This is a genomic window from Thermomonas paludicola (genome assembly GCF_024498955.1).
Taxonomy (GTDB): Bacteria; Pseudomonadota; Gammaproteobacteria; order Xanthomonadales; family Xanthomonadaceae; genus Thermomonas; species Thermomonas paludicola.
Window position 1 is genome coordinate 2,217,446 of record NZ_CP093311.1, and the last position, 19,394, is coordinate 2,236,839.

Sequence of the window (19,394 nt, forward strand, 5' to 3'; positions counted from 1 at the left end):
CCTCAACCCGCGCGCAGCGCGGCAAAGAACCGGCGCGGCGCGCCATCGAAGCCGCCGTTGGACATGAACACCACGTGGTCGCCAGCGCGTACGCGCGCGCGCAGCGCTGCCAGCAGCGCGTCGGCGTCGGTCACGGAAACCGCCTCGCCACGCACCTGCCCGATCACCTTGGCCGCGTCCCACGCCAGCTCGGGTCGGGCCAGGAACACCACCGCATCGGCAGCGTCCAATGACGGCGCCAACGCATCGGCGTGCGCCCCCAGCCGCATCGAATTGCTGCGCGGCTCCATCGCCACCACGATGCGGGCGTCGCCCACGTTTGCACGCAAGCCTGCCAGGGTGGTCGCGATGGCCGTCGGGTGATGGGCGAAATCGTCGTACACGGTGATGCCGGCATGTTCGCCAATCACTTCCATGCGCCGCTTGACGCTGCGGAACCGGGCCAGGGCCGGCGCCACGAGAGCGACATCAACGCCAACCGCGGAACACGCGGCCAACGCCGCCAGACCATTGAGCACGTTGTGGTCGCCAAGCAGCGCCCATTCCACCGTGGCGATCACGGCGCCGTCGTGCAGCACTTCGAACGCGCTGCCATCCTCGCGCAGCTTGCGCGCACACCACTCGAATGCAGGATCAAATCCGAAGCGTTCCACTGGCGTCCAGCAACCCATCGCCAGTACCTCGCCAAGACGTGCGTCATGCCCGTTGACGATCAACCGCCCGCGCCGCGGCACGGTGCGCACCAGATGGTGGAACTGGCGCTGGATCGCGGCGACGTCGGGGAAAATGTCGGCGTGGTCGTACTCCAGATTGTTGAGGATGGCGACCAATGGCCGGTAGTGGACGAATTTGCTGCGCTTGTCGAAGAACGCGGTGTCGTATTCATCCGCCTCGACCACGAACTCGCGGCCGCCACCCAACCGCGCCGAGGCACCGAAATCTTCCGCCACGCCGCCGATCAGGAAGCCCGGCTCGCGCCCGGCCGCATCCAGCAGGTACGCCAGGATCGTGGTCGTCGTGGTCTTGCCATGCGTGCCCGCCACCGCCAGCGTGTCGCGCCCCGGCAGCACGTTCTCGCTCAGCCACTGCGCGCCCGAGGTGTACAGCATCCCCGCGTCCAGTACATGCTCCACCGCCGCATTGCCGCGCGACAGCGCATTGCCGACGACCACCGCATTGCAGTCGGCGGCGATGTTGCCCGCCAGATAACCCGGCTTGAGGGCGATGCCCAGCCGCTCCAGCTGGGTGGACATCGGCGGATAGATGTTCTGGTCACTGCCTTCGACGGCGTGTCCCAGCTCGCGCGCAAGCGCGGCCACGCCGCCCATGAAGGTGCCGGCGATGCCGAGAATATGGAGTTTCACGTGACAGGCTCCGGGAGGGGAAACAGGGCGGCGAGGCGCCGGCCCCGCCGCCCCGCTCGTCGCACGCCGCACTGGCTCAACCGACCTCGTGGTCCGGGTGGATGGCCTCGATGATCCGCGCAAACACCTCATCCAGCGCCCCCACGCCGTTGACCACGGTCAACTGGCCGTGCTGGCGATAGAAATCCGCCACCGGCGCGGTCTTCTCGTCGTACACGGAGAGCCGGTGCCGCACCGATTCCGGCGTGTCATCCGCGCGCCCTTCGGCCTTGGCGCGGCCGGCCAGGCGTTCGATGATCTGCTCGTTGTCCACCACCAGCTGCACGGCAGCGTCGAATTTCTGCCCCAGCCCGGCCAGCAGCTGGTCCAGCGCCGCAGCTTGCGCCAGGTTGCGCGGGTAGCCATCCAGGATGAAACCTGCGCGGGTGTCCTCGCGCGAAAAACGCTCCTTCAGCATTCCCAGCAGGATCTCGTCGCTGACCAGATCGCCGCGCGCCATGACTTCCTTGGCCTGCAGCCCCAACGGCGACCCCGCCGCCACTTCCGCACGCAGCAGGTCGCCGGTGGAAATGTGAGGAACCTGCAGATACTCCTTCAATCGCACCGCCTGGGTGCCCTTGCCGGAACCCGGTGCACCCAATAAAACCAATCGCATCGGCATCACTCCAGATATAGTGTCGCGGAACGGCGCAGTGCTGCATTTTGCGCCAAAACCGGGTCAGATTACTGCATCCAGCAGGCGACGCCGGCCCCACTTCAAGGATTCCCCCATGCCCGCAGGCAATCTCCTGTATGCCCAGAGCGGCGGCGTCACCGCCGTCATCAATGCCACTGCATCCGCCGTACTGCAGGCCGCGCGCGCGAAAAAGGTGCGTGTCCTGGCCGCCCGCAACGGCATTCTTGGCGCGCTGCGCGAGGACCTGATCGATGCCTCGGCACTCTCGCTGGCAGACATCAAGGGCTTGGCGAACACGCCCGGCGGCGCATTCGGAAGCTGCCGGCTCAAGCTGAAGTCCCTGCAGGAAGATCGCGCGAAATACGAACGCCTGCTCGACGTCCTGCGCGCCCACGACGTGCGCTGGTTCCTCTACAACGGCGGCAATGACTCGGCCGACACCGCGCTGAAAGTGTCGCAGCTGGCGGCGGAGTTCGGCTATCCACTGACCTGCGTTGGCGTGCCGAAGACCATCGACAACGACCTGGCGGTGACCGACTGCTGCCCGGGCTTCGGGTCGGCGGCGAAGTACACCGCGGTGTCCGTGCGCGAGTGCGCGCTGGACGTGGCGGCCATGGCGGAAACATCGACCAAGGTCTTCGTGTACGAAGCAATGGGGCGCCACGCGGGCTGGCTGGCGGCCGCCGCGGGGCTGGCCGGATCCGGCAAGGACGATGCGCCGCATCTCATCCTGTTCCCGGAGCGGGTCTTCGACGAAGCTGATTTCCTCGCCCGCGTCGATGCCGTGGTCAGGCGCGTTGGCTACTGCGTGGTGGTGGCCAGCGAAGGCATCCGCCGCGCGGACGGCAGCTTCGTCGCCGATGCCGGCGGCGGCAAGGATTCCTTCGGGCATACGCAGCTGGGGGGCGTCGCCTCGCAGCTGGCTGCGCGGGTGAAGGATGCGTTGGGCCACAAGGTGCACTGGGCGCTGCCCGATTACCTGCAGCGCTCGGCCCGCCACATCGCCAGCCAAACCGACCTGGAGCAGGCCATGGCGGTGGGGCGCGCGGCAGTGGAATGCGCATTGGCCGGGCAGAACGCGGTGATGCCGGTGATCGTGCGCGATGCCGATGCCCCCTACCGCTGGCATATCGACATCGCCCCGCTGGCGCAAATCGCCAATCGTGAGAAAACCATGCCGAAAGGCTTCATCCGCAAGGATGGCTACGGCATCACGGCCGCCGCCCGACGCTATTTGTCGCCGCTGATCGTGGGTGAGGCCCATCCCCCGTATGTCGGGGATGGACTGCCGGATTACGTTTCCCCCACACTGCCGTGCATGCGTCGCAAACTCCCGCAGTGGAATACCTGAGCACCACCGGTTTACACTTTTGCAGCACCTCTTCTGTGCAACAACTCTTGTCTTGCACGACACACCAACAAGGATGGGGATCCATGAAAACCGCATTGACCGCCGCTTCGCTGGCATTGGCCATGGTCGTGGCCAGCGCCCCGGCACAAGCCCAATGGAACAAGAAGCAGAATGACCCGCAGGGCGCCGCCGCCGGCGCGCATGCCCAGGGCACCGCCGCCAACCTTGAGTCCTGCGATGAGCCGATGGGCACCATCGCCGTTGTCGAAGAACAGGAAGGCGACTGGTACCGCTACCTGACCTCCGACCTGCGCCTGCCCTCCACCATTCCGGTGATCCGCATGCTGATCCAGCAGTCCAACTGCTTCGTGGTGGTCGAGCGCGGCCGCGCGATGCAGAACATGATGCAGGAACGCGCGCTGATGGAAAGCGGCGAGACCCGCAGCGGCAGCAACTTCGGCAAGGGCCAGATGGTGGCGGCCGACTACACCATGAACCCCAGCATCAACTTCTCGCAGAGCAACGCCGGCGGCATCGGCGCGGCACTGGGCGCGTTCGGCGGCAGGCTGGGCGGGATCGGCGCCATCGTCGGCGGGCTGAAGTTCAAGAAGGCCGAGACCATGCTGACCATGATCGACAACCGCTCCGGCGTGCAGATCGGCGTGTCCCAGGGCAATGCCACCAAGACCGATTTCGGGCTGGGCGGTTTCGGTGGCGGCAGCGGCGGCTTCGGCGCCCTCGGCGGTTATTCCAATACGCCGGAAGGCAAGGCCCTGGCCGCGGCGTTCGCCAACGCCTACAACAACCTGGTGCGCGCCATGCGCGATTACAAGCCGCAGGAAGTCAGGGGCGGCCTGGGCAAGGGTGGAAAGCTGAGGGTCGGCCAGTAACCCGCACGCGCCTCCCTGCGCAAACGCCCGGCAATGCCGGGCGTTTGTTTTTGTGGACACACGCCGCATGCAATCCTTGCGCATATGCCTCTTTTGCACATCAAGGCCAAACCCAACTCCCGCGTTTCCGCGCTGACCAGGCAGGACGACGGCACGTGGCTGGCGCAACTGAAATCACCGCCGGTGGACGGCAAGGCAAACACGGAGCTGATCGAGCTGGTGGCCGGTGCATTCGGCTGCGCGAAGTCGAAAGTGACTGTGAAATCCGGCGCGGGCAGCCGCTTCAAACGGGTCACCGTGCCCGATTGACAGCGCCTCATGGCCGCAAAAAACCCCACATCCGTTTGCTATCATCGCGCGCTTCAATCGACGCATGGGGATGCGCGAATGTCATCGCGGGCAAGCAAACTCCTGTTGAGATTCCTGCTGCCCGCGCTCGTCATGCCATTGCAGGCGCACGCACAATCAGCCACCCCACCGGCCACGGAGCCTCTGCCCGCACCCGGCGCGGCTGCGACAACATCTGCCAATGGCGGCAGCCTGACCCTTCCGGCTGGCACGCCGGTTGACCTGGTGATCACCCAACCACTGTCATCCGCCAAGTCCAAGCGCGGAGACACCTTCACCCTCGAGTTGCGGCTCCCGCTGAAAGCCGGCGACAGGGTGTTGATCCCCGCCGGCACGCTGGCGCGCGGCGAAGTCGTGCATGCCGCCGCTTCGCGAGGCGGTGGCATGCCGGGCGAACTCATCGTGGCAGCCCGTCATCTGGACTACGGCAATCGCCAACTGCGTCTGCGCAGTTTCAAGTTCGGCGCCACCGGGCAGGACACATCCAATGTCGCACTGGGCGTCTCCATCGTGCTGGGCCCCTTGTCGATGTTCATCCATGGTCGGGAGATCGAAATTCCCGCAGGCACTCAGGTCAACGCGCGGCTGGCGGAAGACGAATCGCTACCTGCCGCCCCGGCCATCGCCGGCGATGCGCCCGCGCCCATGTCCGCACCAACACCAACCACCAGCAGCACCCACCAGGAGTAACCATGCGTTTGCATGCGTTTGCATGCGTTTGCATGCGTTTGCATACTTTCGCTTTCGTCGCCTGCACCCTGTTCGCATTTTCCGCGGCAGCCGCGGCACAGGACAGTGTTTCGCAGCAGTCCACCGCCCCGGTGCCCGTGGATGTGGCGCAAGCGGGAGCCGCCGCCAGCACTACCGCCGCTCCGGCCGGTCACGGCAAGATTGGTGCGCCCGCCGAGAACAAGGCGCAAATCGTCTTTTTCCGTCCTTCCAAGTTCACCGGAGCCGCAATCGGCTTCAAGGTGCGCGAAGGCACTACCGAACTCGGCAAACTGCGTAGCGGCAAGTATTTCGTCGCCAGCGTCGAGCCCGGTACGCACGAATACACCGTCCACTCCGAGGCAAAAGATGTCTTGACGATGGAAGTTGAAGCCGGGGAAACGTACTACGTGCAAGGCACCATCACCATGGGCTTCATGGCCGGCCGGCCGAATCTCTCGCCTTCCGACCAGGCCACGTTTGACGGCATGGCAGCCAAGCTCGACCTGGCGGACTAAGGCCGGGCAAACCCCCGCACGGCATCGGGCAGTGAAAGGCCGCGCATGCGGCCTTTCACCTGTTCGGGCGGCACTCCTTGCCCTCCATCCTCATCGCCACCGCGTATTGCGGAACAGCACCCAGCTGGCCCGACGCGGCAGCCGCCAATCCGTCCTTGAGATACAGCCGCGCGCGCCCTTGCGCGTCCAGTGTCGGCACGGCGCTGCCCGCATCCTTGCGCCAGATGCGAACCACTGCTTGCTGGCCCGCGCAGGCGGCGGCCGGCACGCGGATGACGTCATTGAGAATCCAGCCGTTGCTGGTGGACGCCCTCACCACCGTTGCCTCGATCAATCGCGCCCGCGCCTGGCAGCGCGCGCTGGTTCGCACGACCGCTACCGCATACGGCGCTGCCACAACGCCGGTGAAGCGCCCCTCCAAACGCGCGCAGGCCTCGGGGATGGTGCGCAGGGTATGCACCACTCCGAGCGGCTGCGGCGCGGCCGGCGGCCGCTGGATTTCCGGTGGCGCGTCGGCCGCCGAAGCCGCGCCCGCCAGCATCAATACGCCGACGCAACCCATGTGCAATTGCAGCATTGTCTTCCTGCCTCATTCCAAAACCGCCCCGAGCGTGGCATGCGCCATCTGAATCCCGCGTACACGGGGCCATCGCCGCCCACGACCAGTCCCACCCTGCGCGCGGCTGTGCGATAGTCGGCAGGTTGCCCGCATGGCGGGCACATCACCCACCGATACATTCCATCTGCATCTGCACTCCGGGGAGGGGTTTCATGCTGGAGCAATACGGTTTGGTTTTGGCGCTGGTCTGCGCCGTCGTCGCAATCGTCTATGGCCTATGGGCCGCTGCCTGGATCAACCGGCAGCCGGCTGGCAACGAACGCATGCAGGAAATTGCCGGGGCGATCCAGGAAGGCGCGCGCGCCTATCTCAATCGCCAGTATTCGACCATCGCGGTCGCCGGGGTGGTGCTGCTGGTGCTGATCGGCGTGTTCCTGGGCATCCACACGGCCATCGGCTTCGCCATCGGCGCGGTGCTCTCGGGCGCGGCCGGCTATATCGGCATGAATGTCTCGGTGCGCGCCAACGTGCGCACGGCCGAGGCCGCGCGCAAGGGCATGAGCGCCGCGATGGACGTGGCGTTCCGTGGTGGCGCGATCACCGGCATGCTGGTGGTGGGGCTGGGCCTGCTGGGCGTGGCCGGCTACTACTTCGTGCTGGGCAAACTGGGCCTGCCGCAGGAAAAGGTGCTGCATGCACTGGTCGGGCTGGCCTTCGGCAGCTCGCTGATCTCGATCTTCGCGCGCCTGGGTGGCGGCATCTTCACCAAGGGTGCCGACGTCGGCGCCGATCTGGTGGGCAAGGTCGAAGCCGGCATCCCCGAGGATGACCCGCGCAACCCGGCGGTGATCGCCGACAACGTCGGCGACAACGTCGGCGACTGCGCGGGCATGGCGGCCGACCTGTTCGAAACCTATGCGGTGACCATCATCGCCACGATGCTGCTGGGCGGGCTGATGTTCGCCGTGAACTCGCACGCGGTGCTGTATCCGCTGCTGCTGGGTGGGGTGTCGATCATCGCCTCGATCATTGGCGCGTTCTTCGTCAAGGTAAAGGCAGGCGGCTCGATCATGGGCGCGCTGTACAAGGGCGTGCTCGTGTCGGCGCTGCTGTCGGCGGTGGCGTTCTGGTTCGTCACCGCGGATCTGTTCCCGGACGGCTTGACGTCGCTCGACGGCAGCCTGGTGATTTCGTCAACCAACATCTTCTATTGCGGTCTGGTCGGACTGGTGCTGACCGGCGTGATCGTGTGGATCACCGAGTACTACACCGGCACCCAGTACGCGCCGGTGAAGCACGTTGCACAGGCCTCCACTACCGGCCACGGCACCAACATCATCGCCGGCCTCGGCGTATCGATGAAGTCCACCGCGCTGCCGGTGCTGGCGGTGTGCGCCTCGATCCTGGTGGCACACACGCTGGGCGGCCTGTACGGCATCGCGATCGCCGCAACCGCCATGCTGTCGATGGCCGGCATGATCGTGGCGCTGGATGCCTACGGCCCGATCACCGACAACGCCGGCGGCATCGCCGAAATGGCCGAGCTGCCGCCCGAGATCCGCGACATCACCGATCCACTGGATGCCGTCGGCAACACCACCAAAGCCGTGACCAAGGGCTACGCGATCGGATCCGCCGCACTCGCGGCGCTGGTGCTGTTTGCCGACTACACGCACAACCTGCAAACCGCGCATCCGGACGTGCAGTTCACCTTCGACCTGTCCAACCACATGGTGATCGTCGGCCTGCTGATCGGCGGCCTGATCCCCTATCTGTTCGGCGCGATGGCGATGGAAGCCGTGGGCCGCGCCGCCGGTGCGGTGGTGGAGGAAGTGCGCCGCCAGTTCCGCGACATCAAGGGCATCATGGACGGCACCGGCAAGCCGGAGTACGACAAGGCCGTGGACATGCTGACCAAGTCGGCGATCAAGGAAATGATCCTGCCCTCGCTGCTGCCGGTCGTGGTGCCCGTCGTGGTCGGTCTGGCACTTGGCCCGCAGGCGCTGGGTGGCCTGCTGATCGGCACGATTGTCACCGGCATCTTCGTGGCCATTTCGATGACCACCGGCGGCGGCGCGTGGGACAACGCCAAGAAGTACATCGAGGACGGCAACTTCGGCGGCAAGGGCAGCGAGGCACACAAGGCTGCCGTCACCGGCGACACCGTCGGCGATCCCTACAAGGACACCGCCGGCCCCGCCGTGAACCCGCTGATCAAGATCATCAATATCGTGGCGTTGCTGATCGTGCCGCTGCTGCCGGTGAATTTCAGCGGTGGCCAGGCGCATGCCCCGGTGGCGGCGGAAGCGCCCGCCATGCACGCACCCGCCACGGACGCCGTGCCGGCTGACGCTGCCGCGCCGGCCGGGACGGCGCCGCAGCAGGGCGCACCCGCCGAAACAGGCGCGGGCGCCCACTGAACCCGCCACGCAGACACGAAAACGGCGACCACAGGGTCGCCGTTTTTGTTTTCCCGCCACCGTTGCAGGGCGCGCAGCCGCGCCCGCAACGATGCGCGACTCCGCCGATCAGCCAGCCAGGCGCTTGGCGATCGCCGCGCCCAGGTCGCCGGGGCTGCGCACGGTGGTGATGCCGGCCTTTTCCATGGCTTCGAACTTGCCTTCCGCCGTACCCGAGCCGCCCGATGCAATCGCACCGGCATGGCCCATGCGCTTGCCCTTCGGGGCGCTGGCGCCGGCAATGAAGCCCACCACCGGCTTGGTGACGTGCTTGGCGATGAACTCGGCCGCCTCTTCCTCGGCGCTGCCGCCGATTTCGCCGACCATGATGATGCCCTCGGTCTGCGGATCGGCCTGGAACAGCTTGAGCGCGTCGATGAAGTTGGTGCCGTTGATCGGGTCGCCGCCAATGCCGATGCAGGTGCTCTGGCCCAGGCCCACGTCGGTGGTCTGCTTGACCGCCTCATAGGTCAGGGTTCCGCTGCGGGACACGATGCCCACCTTGCCCGGCAAGTGGATATGACCCGGCATGATGCCGATCTTGCACTCGCCCGGGGTGATCACGCCGGGGCAGTTGGGGCCCACCAGCACCACGTCCGGATGGCCGTTCAGCACGTTCTTGACGCGCAGCATGTCCAGCACCGGGATGCCCTCGGTGATGCAGACGATGACCTTGATGCCGGCATCGGCCGCTTCCAGGATGGCGTCGGCCGCGAACGGCGGCGGCACGTAGATGACCGACGCATCGGCACCGGTGGCAGCCACCGAATCGGCCACGGTGTTGAATACCGGCAGGCCCAGGTGCTCGCTGCCGCCCTTGCCGGGGGTCACGCCACCGACAACCTTGGTGCCGTAATCCAGCATCTGCTGCGCATGGAAGGTGCCCTGCGAGCCGGTGAAGCCCTGCACGATCACCTTGGTGTTCTTGTTGATCAAAACGGACATTTCGAAGAGTCCTTGAATCTTGCGGCGAGGGGCAAGCGACGCCTGGCCCGATACCGCGTTGTGTGTTCACTCCCGGAGTGCGGCGCATCGCGCCTGCCCCGGGCTGCTCTCAGCGTTGTGCTCAGGCAACGGCGGCGACGGCCTTCCTGGCACCGTCGTTGATGTCGTCGGCCGGGATGATGGCCAGGCCGGAGCCCTTCAGCAGCTCCTTGCCGGCTTCCACGTTGGTGCCTTCCAGGCGCACGATGACCGGGATCTTCACGCCGACTTCCTTGACCGCGGCAATGATGCCCTCGGCGATCATGTCGCAGCGGACGATGCCGCCGAAGATGTTGACGAAGATCGCCTTCACCTTGTCGGACGACAGGATCAGCTTGAACGCCTCGGTCACGCGCTCCTTGTTGGCACCGCCGCCGACGTCGAGGAAGTTGGCGGGCTCGCCGCCTTCCAGCTTGATCACGTCCATGGTGGCCATGGCCAGGCCCGCGCCGTTGACCATGCAGCCGATGTTGCCGTCCATCGTCACGTAATTGAGGTCGTACTGGCTGGCGCGCACTTCGGTCTCGTCTTCCTGGCGGATGTCGCGCATCGCGGCCAGGTCGGGGTGGCGGAACGTGGCGTTGTCATCGGAATTGATCTTGCCGTCCAGCACCGCCAGGTTGCCGTCGGTGAGGATGGCCAGCGGGTTCAGTTCGACCAGCGCCAGATCCTTGTCATTGAACAGCTTGTACAGGCCCAGCATGATCTTGGTCAGCTGCCCCACCTGCTTGGCGTTGAGGCCCAGCGCGAAGCCGAGGTTGCGGCACTCATAAGGCTGCAGGCCCTGCACGTAATTCACGTGCAGCGTCTTGATCGCTTCAGGCTTTTCGTGCGCAACCTGCTCGATGTCCATGCCGCCTTCGGCCGATGCGATGAAGGTGACCGACTGGCTGCCGCGATCGACCAGCACCGACAGGTACAGCTCCTTGGCGATGTCGGTGGCCTGGGTCACCAGCACGCTGTCCACCGGCAGTTCGACGCCGGCGGTCTGGTAGGTCGCCATCCTGGTGCCCAGCATGCCCTTGGCGTACTCGCGCACTTCGTCGAAGGTCTTGGACAGCTTCACGCCGCCCGCCTTGCCGCGGCCACCGGCGTGGATCTGGGCCTTGACCACCCAGAAGTCGCCGCCAATCGCCTTGGCCGCATCTACGGCCTCCTCCGGCGTGCGCGCAACGCGCCCGGCCGGGACTGCAATGCCGTAATCGGCAAACAACTGTTTCGCCTGGTATTCGTGGAAATTCATGGATCACCCGGGGAGAGGACGGACGCGTCGCGCCGTCGGTTTTCCCGGCCCGGCGCGGGCGGATCGCCATTTTAGCGTGTTGCGGCGCGTCATGCGCTGCCAGTGGCCTCGCTTCGCGCATACTCACCACCGATGTCAGCCGATGCCACCCCGCCCGACACCCTCGAAACGCACGCGGCAGCGCGCCGCGAGCTGTATTACTTCACCCTGTATCGGGTGTTCGAGGCCGCCCTGCTGTGCCTGGCCGTGTTCAGCCCGGCAGGACAGCTGGTCAGTCAACCGCGACTTCCGCAACTGGCGGCGGCGGTCGCCCTGCTGTATCTGCTGGCTGCCAGCGTGCTGTTCGTCACCGGGCGGCGTGGCCGCATCCGGCTGCAGGTATTGGCCGGCGTCAGCATCGATATCGCGGTGACCGCGCTGGGCATGCAGGCGATGCCAGGCGTTGCCTCCGGGGTCGCCATGATGTTGCTGTTCAACATCGGCGCAGCGGCGCTGCTGCTGCCGCTGCGCGCTGGCCTGGCGGTGGCTGGCGTCGCCAGCCTGGCGCTGATTGCCCATTACGTATGGGGCACCCTGGTCGGCGAGGGCGACCTGCGCCCGCTTGCCGAAATCGTGATGTTCGCCATCAGCTATCTGGCCATCGCCAGCCTGACCACGCTGGTGGGGCGCCAGTTGCGTGCCAGCGAGGCGCTGGCCGAGCAGCGCGGCAGCCAAGTGGCCAACCTGGCTGAAGTCAATGAATTGATCATCCGGCGCATGCGCACCGGCGTGCTGTTGGTGGACAGCGAGGACGAGATCCGCCTGGCCAATGAAGCGGCGATGCTGCAACTGGGTGACGCCGGCGAAGGGCGCCGCCTGCTGGCCACCGCCGCGCCCGCGCTGGATGTGCGCTTGCGCCGCTGGGAGCGCGACGGCCAGCACGACCCTGCCCCGCTGCAGCTGGCCCCGGACCTGCCCGAAGTCCTGCCCCGCTTCGCCCGCCTGCTGGCCGGCGGCGATCAGGTGCTGGTCTTCCTCGACGATGCCGAACTGGCCTCGCGGCGGGCGGAATCCCTGACCCTGGCCACGCTGGGTCGCTTTTCGGCCAGCCTTGCGCACGAAATCCGCAATCCGCTGGCGGCGATCAGCTATGCCACCCAGTTGCTGGAAGAATCGCAGGACATCCCCGAATCCGACCGCCGCCTGCTGGAGATCATCTACCAGCAGACCCGGCGGATGAACGGCATCATCGAGAACGTGCTGGCCCTTGCGCGCCGCGAGCGCGCCCAGCCCGAACACGTGGAATTGGGCGAATTCGCCCAGGCATTCGTGGTGGACTACCAGCAGAGCCATCCGCTGGACCATGACACCCTGGACGCGCGCATCCCGGCCACGCCGGTGCCCTGCCTGGTGGATCGCCGTCAGCTGCAGCAAGTGGTCACCGTGCTGGTGCATAACGCGCTGATCTACGGCCGCATGCCCGGCGAGCCGGCCCGCATCAGCCTGCACGTGCATCTCGATGCCAGGAATGCGCCGCTGCTGGACGTACTGGATCACGGCCCCGGCATCCCCGACAGCGTTGCGGGGCAGCTGTTCCGCCCGTTCTTCACCACGTCCGGTCACGGCACCGGGCTGGGTCTGTATATCGCCAAAGAGATGTGCCAGGCCAATCAGGCAGACCTGCGCCATATTCCGATGCCTGCGGGCGGCACCTGCTTCCGCATCCGCCTAGCCGGCGCCCGCGCCATCACCACCAACTGATCCCGCGCCTCCATACGCCGCTGTAGGCTGCCGTTGTGCGTCGCACTTGGACGCAGCACGGCAACCGGTTATGGTGGCGGCAATGACTACTGCGTCCCGTACCGCCGCGCCTAGCGCCCTGATCGTCGATGACGAGCGCGACATCCGTGAACTGCTGGTGCTGACCCTGGGCCGGATGGGGCTGAAGTGCGACACTGCCTCCTCGTTGCACGACGCGCGCGCGCTGCTCAAGCACAACCAATATGCCCTGTGCCTGACCGACATGCGGCTGACCGACGGCTCCGGGATCGATCTGGTCCAGGAAATCTCCCAGCTGCACGCGCATACCCCGGTGGCGATGATCACCGCCTTCGGCAACCAGGAAGCGGCGGTGGGCGCACTGAAAGCCGGCGCCTTCGATTTCGTCAGCAAGCCGGTGGACCTGACCGTGCTGCGCGGGCTGGTGCAGCACGCCCTGAACCTGGGCGCGCAACCGCAAACCACGGGCGACGCAGCCAAGCCGGACAGCACCCCCGCCGGTGCAGCATCGCGCCTGCTGGGGCAGTCGTCGGCAATGACCGAATTGCGCGGTACCCTGGCCAAGGTCGCGCGCAGCCAGGCGCCGGTCTATATCGCCGGCGAGTCCGGGGTCGGCAAGGAACTGGTCGCACGCACCATTCACGCGGAAGGCGCACGCGCCAGCGCGCCGTTCGTTCCGGTCAACTGCGGCGCGATCCCGGCCGAGCTGATGGAAAGCGAGTTTTTCGGCCACCGCAAGGGCAGCTTCACCGGCGCCCACGCCGACAAGGCCGGGCTGTTCCAGGCCGCCGAAGGCGGCACGCTGTTCCTCGACGAAATCGCCGAATTGCCGATGCACATGCAGGTCAAACTGCTGCGCGCGATCCAGGAAAAATCGGTGCGCCCGGTGGGTGCCAATGTCGAGGTACCGGTGGATGTGCGCATCCTCTCGGCCACCCACAAGAACCTGGCGGCGCTGGTGGACGAGGGCCGCTTCCGGCACGACCTGTACTACCGCATCAACGTGATCGAACTGCGCGTGCCGCCGCTGCGCGAGCGTCGCCAGGACTTGCCGCTGTTGATCGAAGCCATCCTCACCCGGCTGGCGACCGCGCAAGGGCGAATCCGCCCGCTGCTGCACGCCGATGCCATGGAAGCCTTGGCCCACTACACCTTCCCCGGCAACGTGCGCGAGCTGGAGAACATCCTGGAACGCGCGTTCGCCCTGGCCGACGACGACGGCATTCGCGCATCCGACCTGCGCCTGCCGGAAGCCCGCCCCAGCGCCCCCTCGCAAGCACAGGTGCAAGCCCATGCCGCGGCATCCACCCTGGACCCCAGCCAGATCGATCCACGCGAATCCGCCAGCAGCGCCCTGCCCAGCTTCATCGAAGAAATCGAGCGCAAGGCCATCGAACTGGCACTGGCCGACAATCGCTTCAACAAGACCCGAACCGCAGCGCAACTGGGCATCACCTTCCGCGCGCTGCGCTACAAGCTGAAAAAGCTGGGGATCGACTGACCCGGCCGGCCGAGGCGTCAAAAAACGAAATGGCGATCAACTGCATGGATTAATTGGCCATTGGGCTTTATTACGTGCAACTTTTCTTACTTCCAACTCCTTACTCGTTGCGCAGGATCATCGCTGATGCAAAAAATTCTGGTCACCGGCGGCGCCGGCTTCCTCGGTTCGCACCTTTGCGATCGCCTGCTGGCCGATGGCCACGACGTGCTGTGCGTGGACAACTTCTTTACAGGCAGCAAGCGCAACGTGGCGCACCTGCTGAATCACCCGCACTTCGAGCTGCTTCGCCACGACGTCACCTTCCCGCTGTACGTGGAGGTCGAGCGCATCTTCAACCTGGCCTGCCCCGCCTCGCCAGTGCACTACCAGCACGATCCGGTGCAGACCACCAAGACCAGCGTGCATGGCGCGATCAACATGCTGGGCCTGGCGAAGAGAGTCAGGGCGCGGATCCTGCAAGCGTCCACCAGCGAGGTCTATGGTGACCCCGAGATGCATCCGCAACGCGAGGATTACTGGGGTCGGGTCAACCCGATCGGCTTCCGCTCCTGCTACGACGAAGGCAAGCGCTGCGCCGAGACGCTGTTTTTCGACTACCACCGCCAGCACGACCTCGACATCAAGGTGGTGCGCATCTTCAATACCTACGGGCCGCGCATGCACCCCAACGACGGCCGCGTGGTGAGCAACTTCATCGTGCAAGCGCTTGAGGGTGAAGACATCACCATCTACGGCGACGGCAGCCAGACCCGCAGCTTTTGCTATGTGGACGACCTGATCGAAGCCTTCATGCGCATGATGGAATCACCGCAAGGCTTCACCGGGCCGGTCAACATCGGCAACCCCGGCGAGTTCAGCATGCTGCAGCTGGCCGAACTGGTGCTGACGCTGGTGGGCGGCAAGTCGAAGCTGGTGTTCAAGCCTTTGCCCGCCGATGACCCCCGCCAACGCAAGCCCGACATCGCGCTTGCGCAGAACCAGCTTGGCTGGCAGCCCAAGGTCGCGCTGGAAGATGGCTTGAAGGAAACCATCGCCTACTTCCGCCGCACGCTGGAGGCCTGAGGTGTGCGACGCCCCCGTATTTTCAGTCGTCGTCACCAACTACAACTACCGCGACTTCGTGGCGGAGGCAGTGGATGGCGCACTGGCGCAGACCCATTCGCCGCTGGAAGTGATCGTGGTGGACGACGGCTCCACTGACGGCTCGCCAGACCACCTGCGCGAACGCTATGGCAACGAGCCGCGCGTGAAGTTGCTGTGCGGCGAGAACGGCGGCCAGCTCTCCGCATTCCAACGCGGCCTTGCCGCTGTTACCGGCGAGGTGGTGTGCTTCCTCGACGCCGACGACCGCTGGGGGCCGGACTACCTGCGCCAGATCGGCGCGGTGTTCGCAGCGCGCAAGGACATCGACTTCGTGTTTTCCGATGTGCATCTGGTGGGCAACGAGTCGGGCGTACAGGGATACGCAAAAGAGTCCACCGACCTGGGCTACACCGTGCTCGGCACCTGGGTGCGCGCGCGCTGGTACGGCGCGCCCACTTCGGCGCTGGCGCTCCGCCGCAAGCTGGCCGAACGCGTGCTCGACGTGCCGCCGGAGTTCACCGCGAGCTGGCGCATCAGCGCCGACAATTGCTTGGTATTCGGCGCCAGCCTGCTCGGTGCCCGCAAGTATTTCCTGCCCACCGGCCAAGTCGATTACCGCATTCACGGCCGCAACGGCTGGTGGCATGACCAGGCTCGCACGCGCGAGTTCGAGGTCCAGTACCGCACGCGTTGCCTCATCAATCTCTACGCCGAGCGCATGCACCTGGATGCACACGTCCTCGATCTTGCACGCGCCGAGTTCAAAACTCGCGAACGCCCCGGTTGGGCCGAGGCGCGCCGCTACGCCGGCATCGCATTACGCAGCCCTGCACCCTGGTGGCAACGACTCGACCGTGCGCTCTCCATCCTCGGCCGCGGCCTGCGCGGGCGTTGATCGCGTCATCCAAAAGGCCAACATCGCTGCATCCACTTTTGGTTGACCTGAAGCGCGTATACGCCCGCTGGCCAACATCACCGCGCGATCACTCTGCCCGTCGAGGTGGCAGATTGTCCCTGACAGCTATTCCCTGATTGCCGCCATGGCGTTTGTGCAGGCAGTGATGGCGTCGTTGGCGCTGACGGTGTGGCAGCGGGGGTTCCGCTACAACTCCCCCAGCCCTGCGGCGCAGCCGTCCGCGTCGATTTCCAGCAGGCGCAGGGTGTTGGTGGCGCCGCGGGTTTGCATGTGCTCGCCACTGGTGAAGATCACGCGGTCGCCCGGGGCCAGCAGGCCGGCTTCAACCAGCAGGTGGATGCTGCCACGCGCGGCTTCGCGCGGGGTCTGCCCGCGGCTGTCGTAATCCATTGCGAACACGTCGCGCATCAGCGCCATGCGCCGGCGCGCGCCGGCATGATGCGAAAACGCGTAGATCGGCACCGAGGAACGAAAGCGCGACAGGTAACGCGCTGTGCCGCCGGATTCGGTCATCGCCACCACCGCGCGCACGCCGATGTGTTCGGACAGGAACATCGTCGCCATCGCGATGGCTTGATCGGCGCGTTCCAGCCCGCGCCTGGCCTGTTCGAAGTTGGTATCGGCCTCGAATTGCTTTTCCGCGCCCACGCAGATCCGCGCCATCGTTTCCACCGCACGCACCGGCCAGCTGCCGGCCGCGGACTCCTGAGACAACATCACCGCGTCGGTGCCGTCGATCACCGCGTTGGCAACGTCCAGCACCTCGGCGCGGGTGGGCATCGGGCTTTCCACCATCGACTGCAACATCTGGGTGGCGGTAATGACCACTTTCTCGCGCGCCACCGCTTCGCGGATGATCTTCTTCTGCAGCCCCGGCAGCTCGGCGTCGCCGGTTTCCACGCCCAGGTCGCCACGCGCCACCATCACCACGTCGCTGGCATCGATGATCTCGGCCAGGTGGACGATCGCCTCGGCGCGCTCGATCTTGGCCACCAGCGCGGCCTTGCAGCCGTGCGCGCGCGCCACCCGGCGCGCTTCGTGCATGTCGTCGGCGTTGCGGCAGAACGACACCGCGATGAAGTCCACGTCCATGCCGGCCGCAATCGCGATCAACTCGCGGTCGCGCTCGGTGATGGCGCCCAGCGACAGTCCGCCGCCCTGCTTGTTCAGCCCCTTGCGGTTGGACAGCACGCCATCGTTGAGCACGCGCGTGAGGATGCGCTCGCCCTCCACCGCCTCCACTTGCAATTGCACCATGCCGTCGTCCAGCAGCAGCACGTCGCCGGCAGTCACATCGCCCGGCAACTCCAGATAGCTGACCCCCACCTGGCTGGCATCGCCGGGGGGCACATCCAGGCTGGCAACCAGGTCGAAGCGGTGGCCGGACTTCAGCGCCACCTTGCCTTCGGCAAACGTCTCGATGCGGATCTTGGGGCCCGGCAGATCGGCCAGGACGCCCACTTCACGCCCGATCTTCGCCGCCATCCTGCGCACCGCCTCGCCGCGCGCCACCTGCGCCGCCGGATCGCCGTGCGAGAAGTTCAGCCGAACAACATCGACGCCGGCGCGCAGGATGGCTTCCAGCACGTCCGGCGGATCGGTGGCGGGCCCCAGCGTGGCGACGATGCGGGTGTGGCGGGGCAGATTCTGCGCGGCAATGGAGGTCATGGAGGTCGGCTGACATCGTTGTCAAAAATGTTCCTCCACGCTAGCACAGACCCGTGCGACGCGGCCACGCGCCGCACGGATGCAAACGACTTCAGTCGCCGCGATATCCCGCAGGCATCGCAGTGCAGGCGGCGAGACGCCCGATGGACTTGCCCTCAGCAGGCGCGCGCCTCCAGCGCCGCCACCGCCGGCAGGGTCTTGCCCTCCAGGAATTCCAGGAACGCGCCGCCGCCGGTGGAAATGTAGGACACCTCGCCGGCGATGCCGAACTTGTCCACCGCCGCCAGGGTGTCGCCGCCACCCGCAATCGAGAACGCGGGAGACGCAGCGATGGCGCGCGCCACCGCTTCGGTGCCGGCGGCGAAGGCGGCGAATTCGAACACGCCCACCGGGCCATTCCAGACCACGGTGCCGGCCTTGGCGATCCTTGCGGCATAGAGGGCCGCGGTCTGCGGGCCGATGTCGAGGATCATGTCGTCTTCGCCGACCGCGTCCACCGCCTTGACCGTGGCCGGCGCATCGGCGGCGAATGCCGGCGCCACCACCACGTCCAACGGCAACGGGATTTCGGCGTTGCGCGCCCTGGCATCGGCCATGATCTGGCGCGCGGTATCCAGCAGGTCCATTTCCACCAGTGACTTGCCCACGCCGTGCCCAAGTGCGGCGATGAAGGTATTGGCAATGCCGCCGCCGACGATCAGCTGATCGACCTTGCCGACCAGCGACGCCAGCAATTCCAGTTTGGTGCTGACCTTGCTGCCGGCCACGATGGCCAACAGCGGCCGCGCCGGACGGGCCAGCGCCTTGTGCAGGGCATCGAGCTCGGCCATCAGCAGCGGCCCGCCGCAGGCCACCGGGGCGAAGCGGATCGCGCCGTGGGTGGACGCTTGCGCGCGATGCGCGGTGCCGAATGCATCCATCACGAAGACATCGCACAAGGCGGCGTACTTCTTCGACAGCGCCTCGTCGTCGGCTTTTTCACCGACATTCATGCGGCAGTTCTCCAACAGCACCACTTGCCCGGGCTGCACCGCTACGCCGTCCACCCAGTCTTTCTGCAGCGGCACGTCCATCCCCAACAACTGCGACAGCCGCGCGGCCACCGGCGCCAGCGAATCCGCCTCGCTCCATGTGCCTTCCTTGGGCCGGCCGAGATGCGAGGCCACCAGCACTGCCGCGCCTTTCTGCAGCGCCTGCGTCAAGGTGGGAAGCGACGCCAGGATGCGCTGCTCGGAGGTGATGTGACCATGCGCGTCGATGGGCACGTTGAGGTCTTGGCGAATCAGGACCCGCTTGCCGGCCAGGTCGAGGTCGGACATGCGCAGGATCGTCATGGCAGTGCATCCGTTGTCAGGAAAGCCGTCA

At 66.3% G+C, this 19,394-nt stretch carries 17 protein-coding genes; 10 read left to right on the forward strand and 7 right to left on the reverse strand.

The window, feature by feature from the left end:
* Positions 1–2: 2 nt before the first annotated feature.
* Together mpl and LIW09_RS10410 are read right to left on the reverse strand one after the other, a co-directional pair.
* Positions 3–1,328: a UDP-N-acetylmuramate:L-alanyl-gamma-D-glutamyl-meso-diaminopimelate ligase gene (gene mpl / locus LIW09_RS10405; protein ID WP_256647223.1), complete on the reverse strand. Its 1,326-nt coding sequence runs from the start codon at positions 1,326–1,328 to the stop codon at positions 3–5.
* Between the two features lie 112 nt (positions 1,329–1,440).
* Positions 1,441–2,019, reverse strand: coding sequence for an adenylate kinase (locus tag LIW09_RS10410; protein WP_256645550.1), 579 nt, complete (start codon positions 2,017–2,019; stop codon positions 1,441–1,443).
* Between the two features lie 115 nt (positions 2,020–2,134).
* Between LIW09_RS10410 and LIW09_RS10415 the strand changes: the two genes are divergently transcribed.
* From LIW09_RS10415 to LIW09_RS10435, 5 genes are all read left to right on the forward strand, one after another.
* Positions 2,135–3,391, forward strand: a complete 1,257-nt coding sequence (locus LIW09_RS10415) for a 6-phosphofructokinase (RefSeq protein ID WP_256645551.1) — start codon at positions 2,135–2,137, stop codon at positions 3,389–3,391.
* Positions 3,392–3,474: 83 nt separating this feature from the next.
* On the forward strand, positions 3,475–4,281 hold the full coding sequence (locus LIW09_RS10420; RefSeq protein ID WP_256645552.1) for a CsgG/HfaB family protein: 807 nt from the start codon (positions 3,475–3,477) through the stop codon (positions 4,279–4,281).
* 84 nt (positions 4,282–4,365) lie between these two features.
* Entirely contained in the window at positions 4,366–4,590 is a 225-nt protein-coding gene (locus LIW09_RS10425) for a DUF167 domain-containing protein (protein WP_256645553.1), read from the forward strand.
* Between the two features lie 78 nt (positions 4,591–4,668).
* Complete coding sequence (locus LIW09_RS10430; RefSeq protein ID WP_256645554.1) at positions 4,669–5,319, forward strand: hypothetical protein; 651 nt, start codon at positions 4,669–4,671, stop codon at positions 5,317–5,319.
* A 2-nt stretch (positions 5,320–5,321) separates the two neighbouring features.
* Positions 5,322–5,855, forward strand: a complete 534-nt coding sequence (locus LIW09_RS10435) for a DUF2846 domain-containing protein (protein ID WP_256645555.1) — start codon at positions 5,322–5,324, stop codon at positions 5,853–5,855.
* Positions 5,856–5,910: 55 nt separating this feature from the next.
* On the opposite strand, the gene LIW09_RS10440 is transcribed toward LIW09_RS10435, so the two are convergent.
* Positions 5,911–6,432, reverse strand: coding sequence for a hypothetical protein (locus LIW09_RS10440; RefSeq protein ID WP_256645556.1), 522 nt, complete (start codon positions 6,430–6,432; stop codon positions 5,911–5,913).
* A 194-nt stretch (positions 6,433–6,626) separates the two neighbouring features.
* Between LIW09_RS10440 and LIW09_RS10445 the strand changes: the two genes are divergently transcribed.
* Entirely contained in the window at positions 6,627–8,834 is a 2,208-nt protein-coding gene (locus LIW09_RS10445; RefSeq protein WP_256645557.1) for a sodium-translocating pyrophosphatase, read from the forward strand.
* 108 nt (positions 8,835–8,942) lie between these two features.
* On the opposite strand, the gene sucD is transcribed toward LIW09_RS10445, so the two are convergent.
* Both sucD and sucC read right to left on the reverse strand, forming a co-directional pair.
* On the reverse strand, positions 8,943–9,818 hold the full coding sequence (gene sucD, locus LIW09_RS10450; RefSeq protein ID WP_256645558.1) for a succinate--CoA ligase subunit alpha: 876 nt from the start codon (positions 9,816–9,818) through the stop codon (positions 8,943–8,945).
* A 121-nt stretch (positions 9,819–9,939) separates the two neighbouring features.
* Positions 9,940–11,100: an ADP-forming succinate--CoA ligase subunit beta gene (gene sucC, locus LIW09_RS10455; RefSeq protein WP_256645559.1), complete on the reverse strand. Its 1,161-nt coding sequence runs from the start codon at positions 11,098–11,100 to the stop codon at positions 9,940–9,942.
* 132 nt (positions 11,101–11,232) lie between these two features.
* Here sucC and LIW09_RS10460 point away from each other — a divergent pair, with 132 nt between their 5' ends.
* From LIW09_RS10460 to LIW09_RS10475, 4 genes are all read left to right on the forward strand, one after another.
* Entirely contained in the window at positions 11,233–12,840 is a 1,608-nt protein-coding gene (locus tag LIW09_RS10460; protein ID WP_256645560.1) for a sensor histidine kinase, read from the forward strand.
* A gap of 70 nt (positions 12,841–12,910) precedes the next feature.
* Positions 12,911–14,359: a sigma-54-dependent transcriptional regulator gene (locus tag LIW09_RS10465; protein ID WP_425507884.1), complete on the forward strand. Its 1,449-nt coding sequence runs from the start codon at positions 12,911–12,913 to the stop codon at positions 14,357–14,359.
* Positions 14,360–14,485: 126 nt separating this feature from the next.
* A complete protein-coding gene (locus LIW09_RS10470; protein WP_256645562.1) occupies positions 14,486–15,424 on the forward strand; it encodes a UDP-glucuronic acid decarboxylase family protein in 939 nt (312 codons plus the stop codon).
* Between the two features lies 1 nt (position 15,425).
* Complete coding sequence (locus LIW09_RS10475; RefSeq protein ID WP_256645563.1) at positions 15,426–16,340, forward strand: glycosyltransferase family 2 protein; 915 nt, start codon at positions 15,426–15,428, stop codon at positions 16,338–16,340.
* Between the two features lie 207 nt (positions 16,341–16,547).
* Here LIW09_RS10475 and pyk read toward each other — a convergent pair whose 3' ends face one another.
* Positions 16,548–18,029 carry a pyruvate kinase gene (gene pyk / locus LIW09_RS10480; RefSeq protein ID WP_256645564.1) on the reverse strand — a complete coding sequence of 494 codons (1,482 nt, stop codon included), beginning with the start codon at positions 18,027–18,029 and terminating at the stop codon, positions 16,548–16,550.
* Between the two features lie 155 nt (positions 18,030–18,184).
* On the reverse strand, positions 18,185–19,363 hold the full coding sequence (locus LIW09_RS10485) for a phosphoglycerate kinase (protein ID WP_256645565.1): 1,179 nt from the start codon (positions 19,361–19,363) through the stop codon (positions 18,185–18,187).
* Positions 19,364–19,394: the final 31 nt, after the last annotated feature.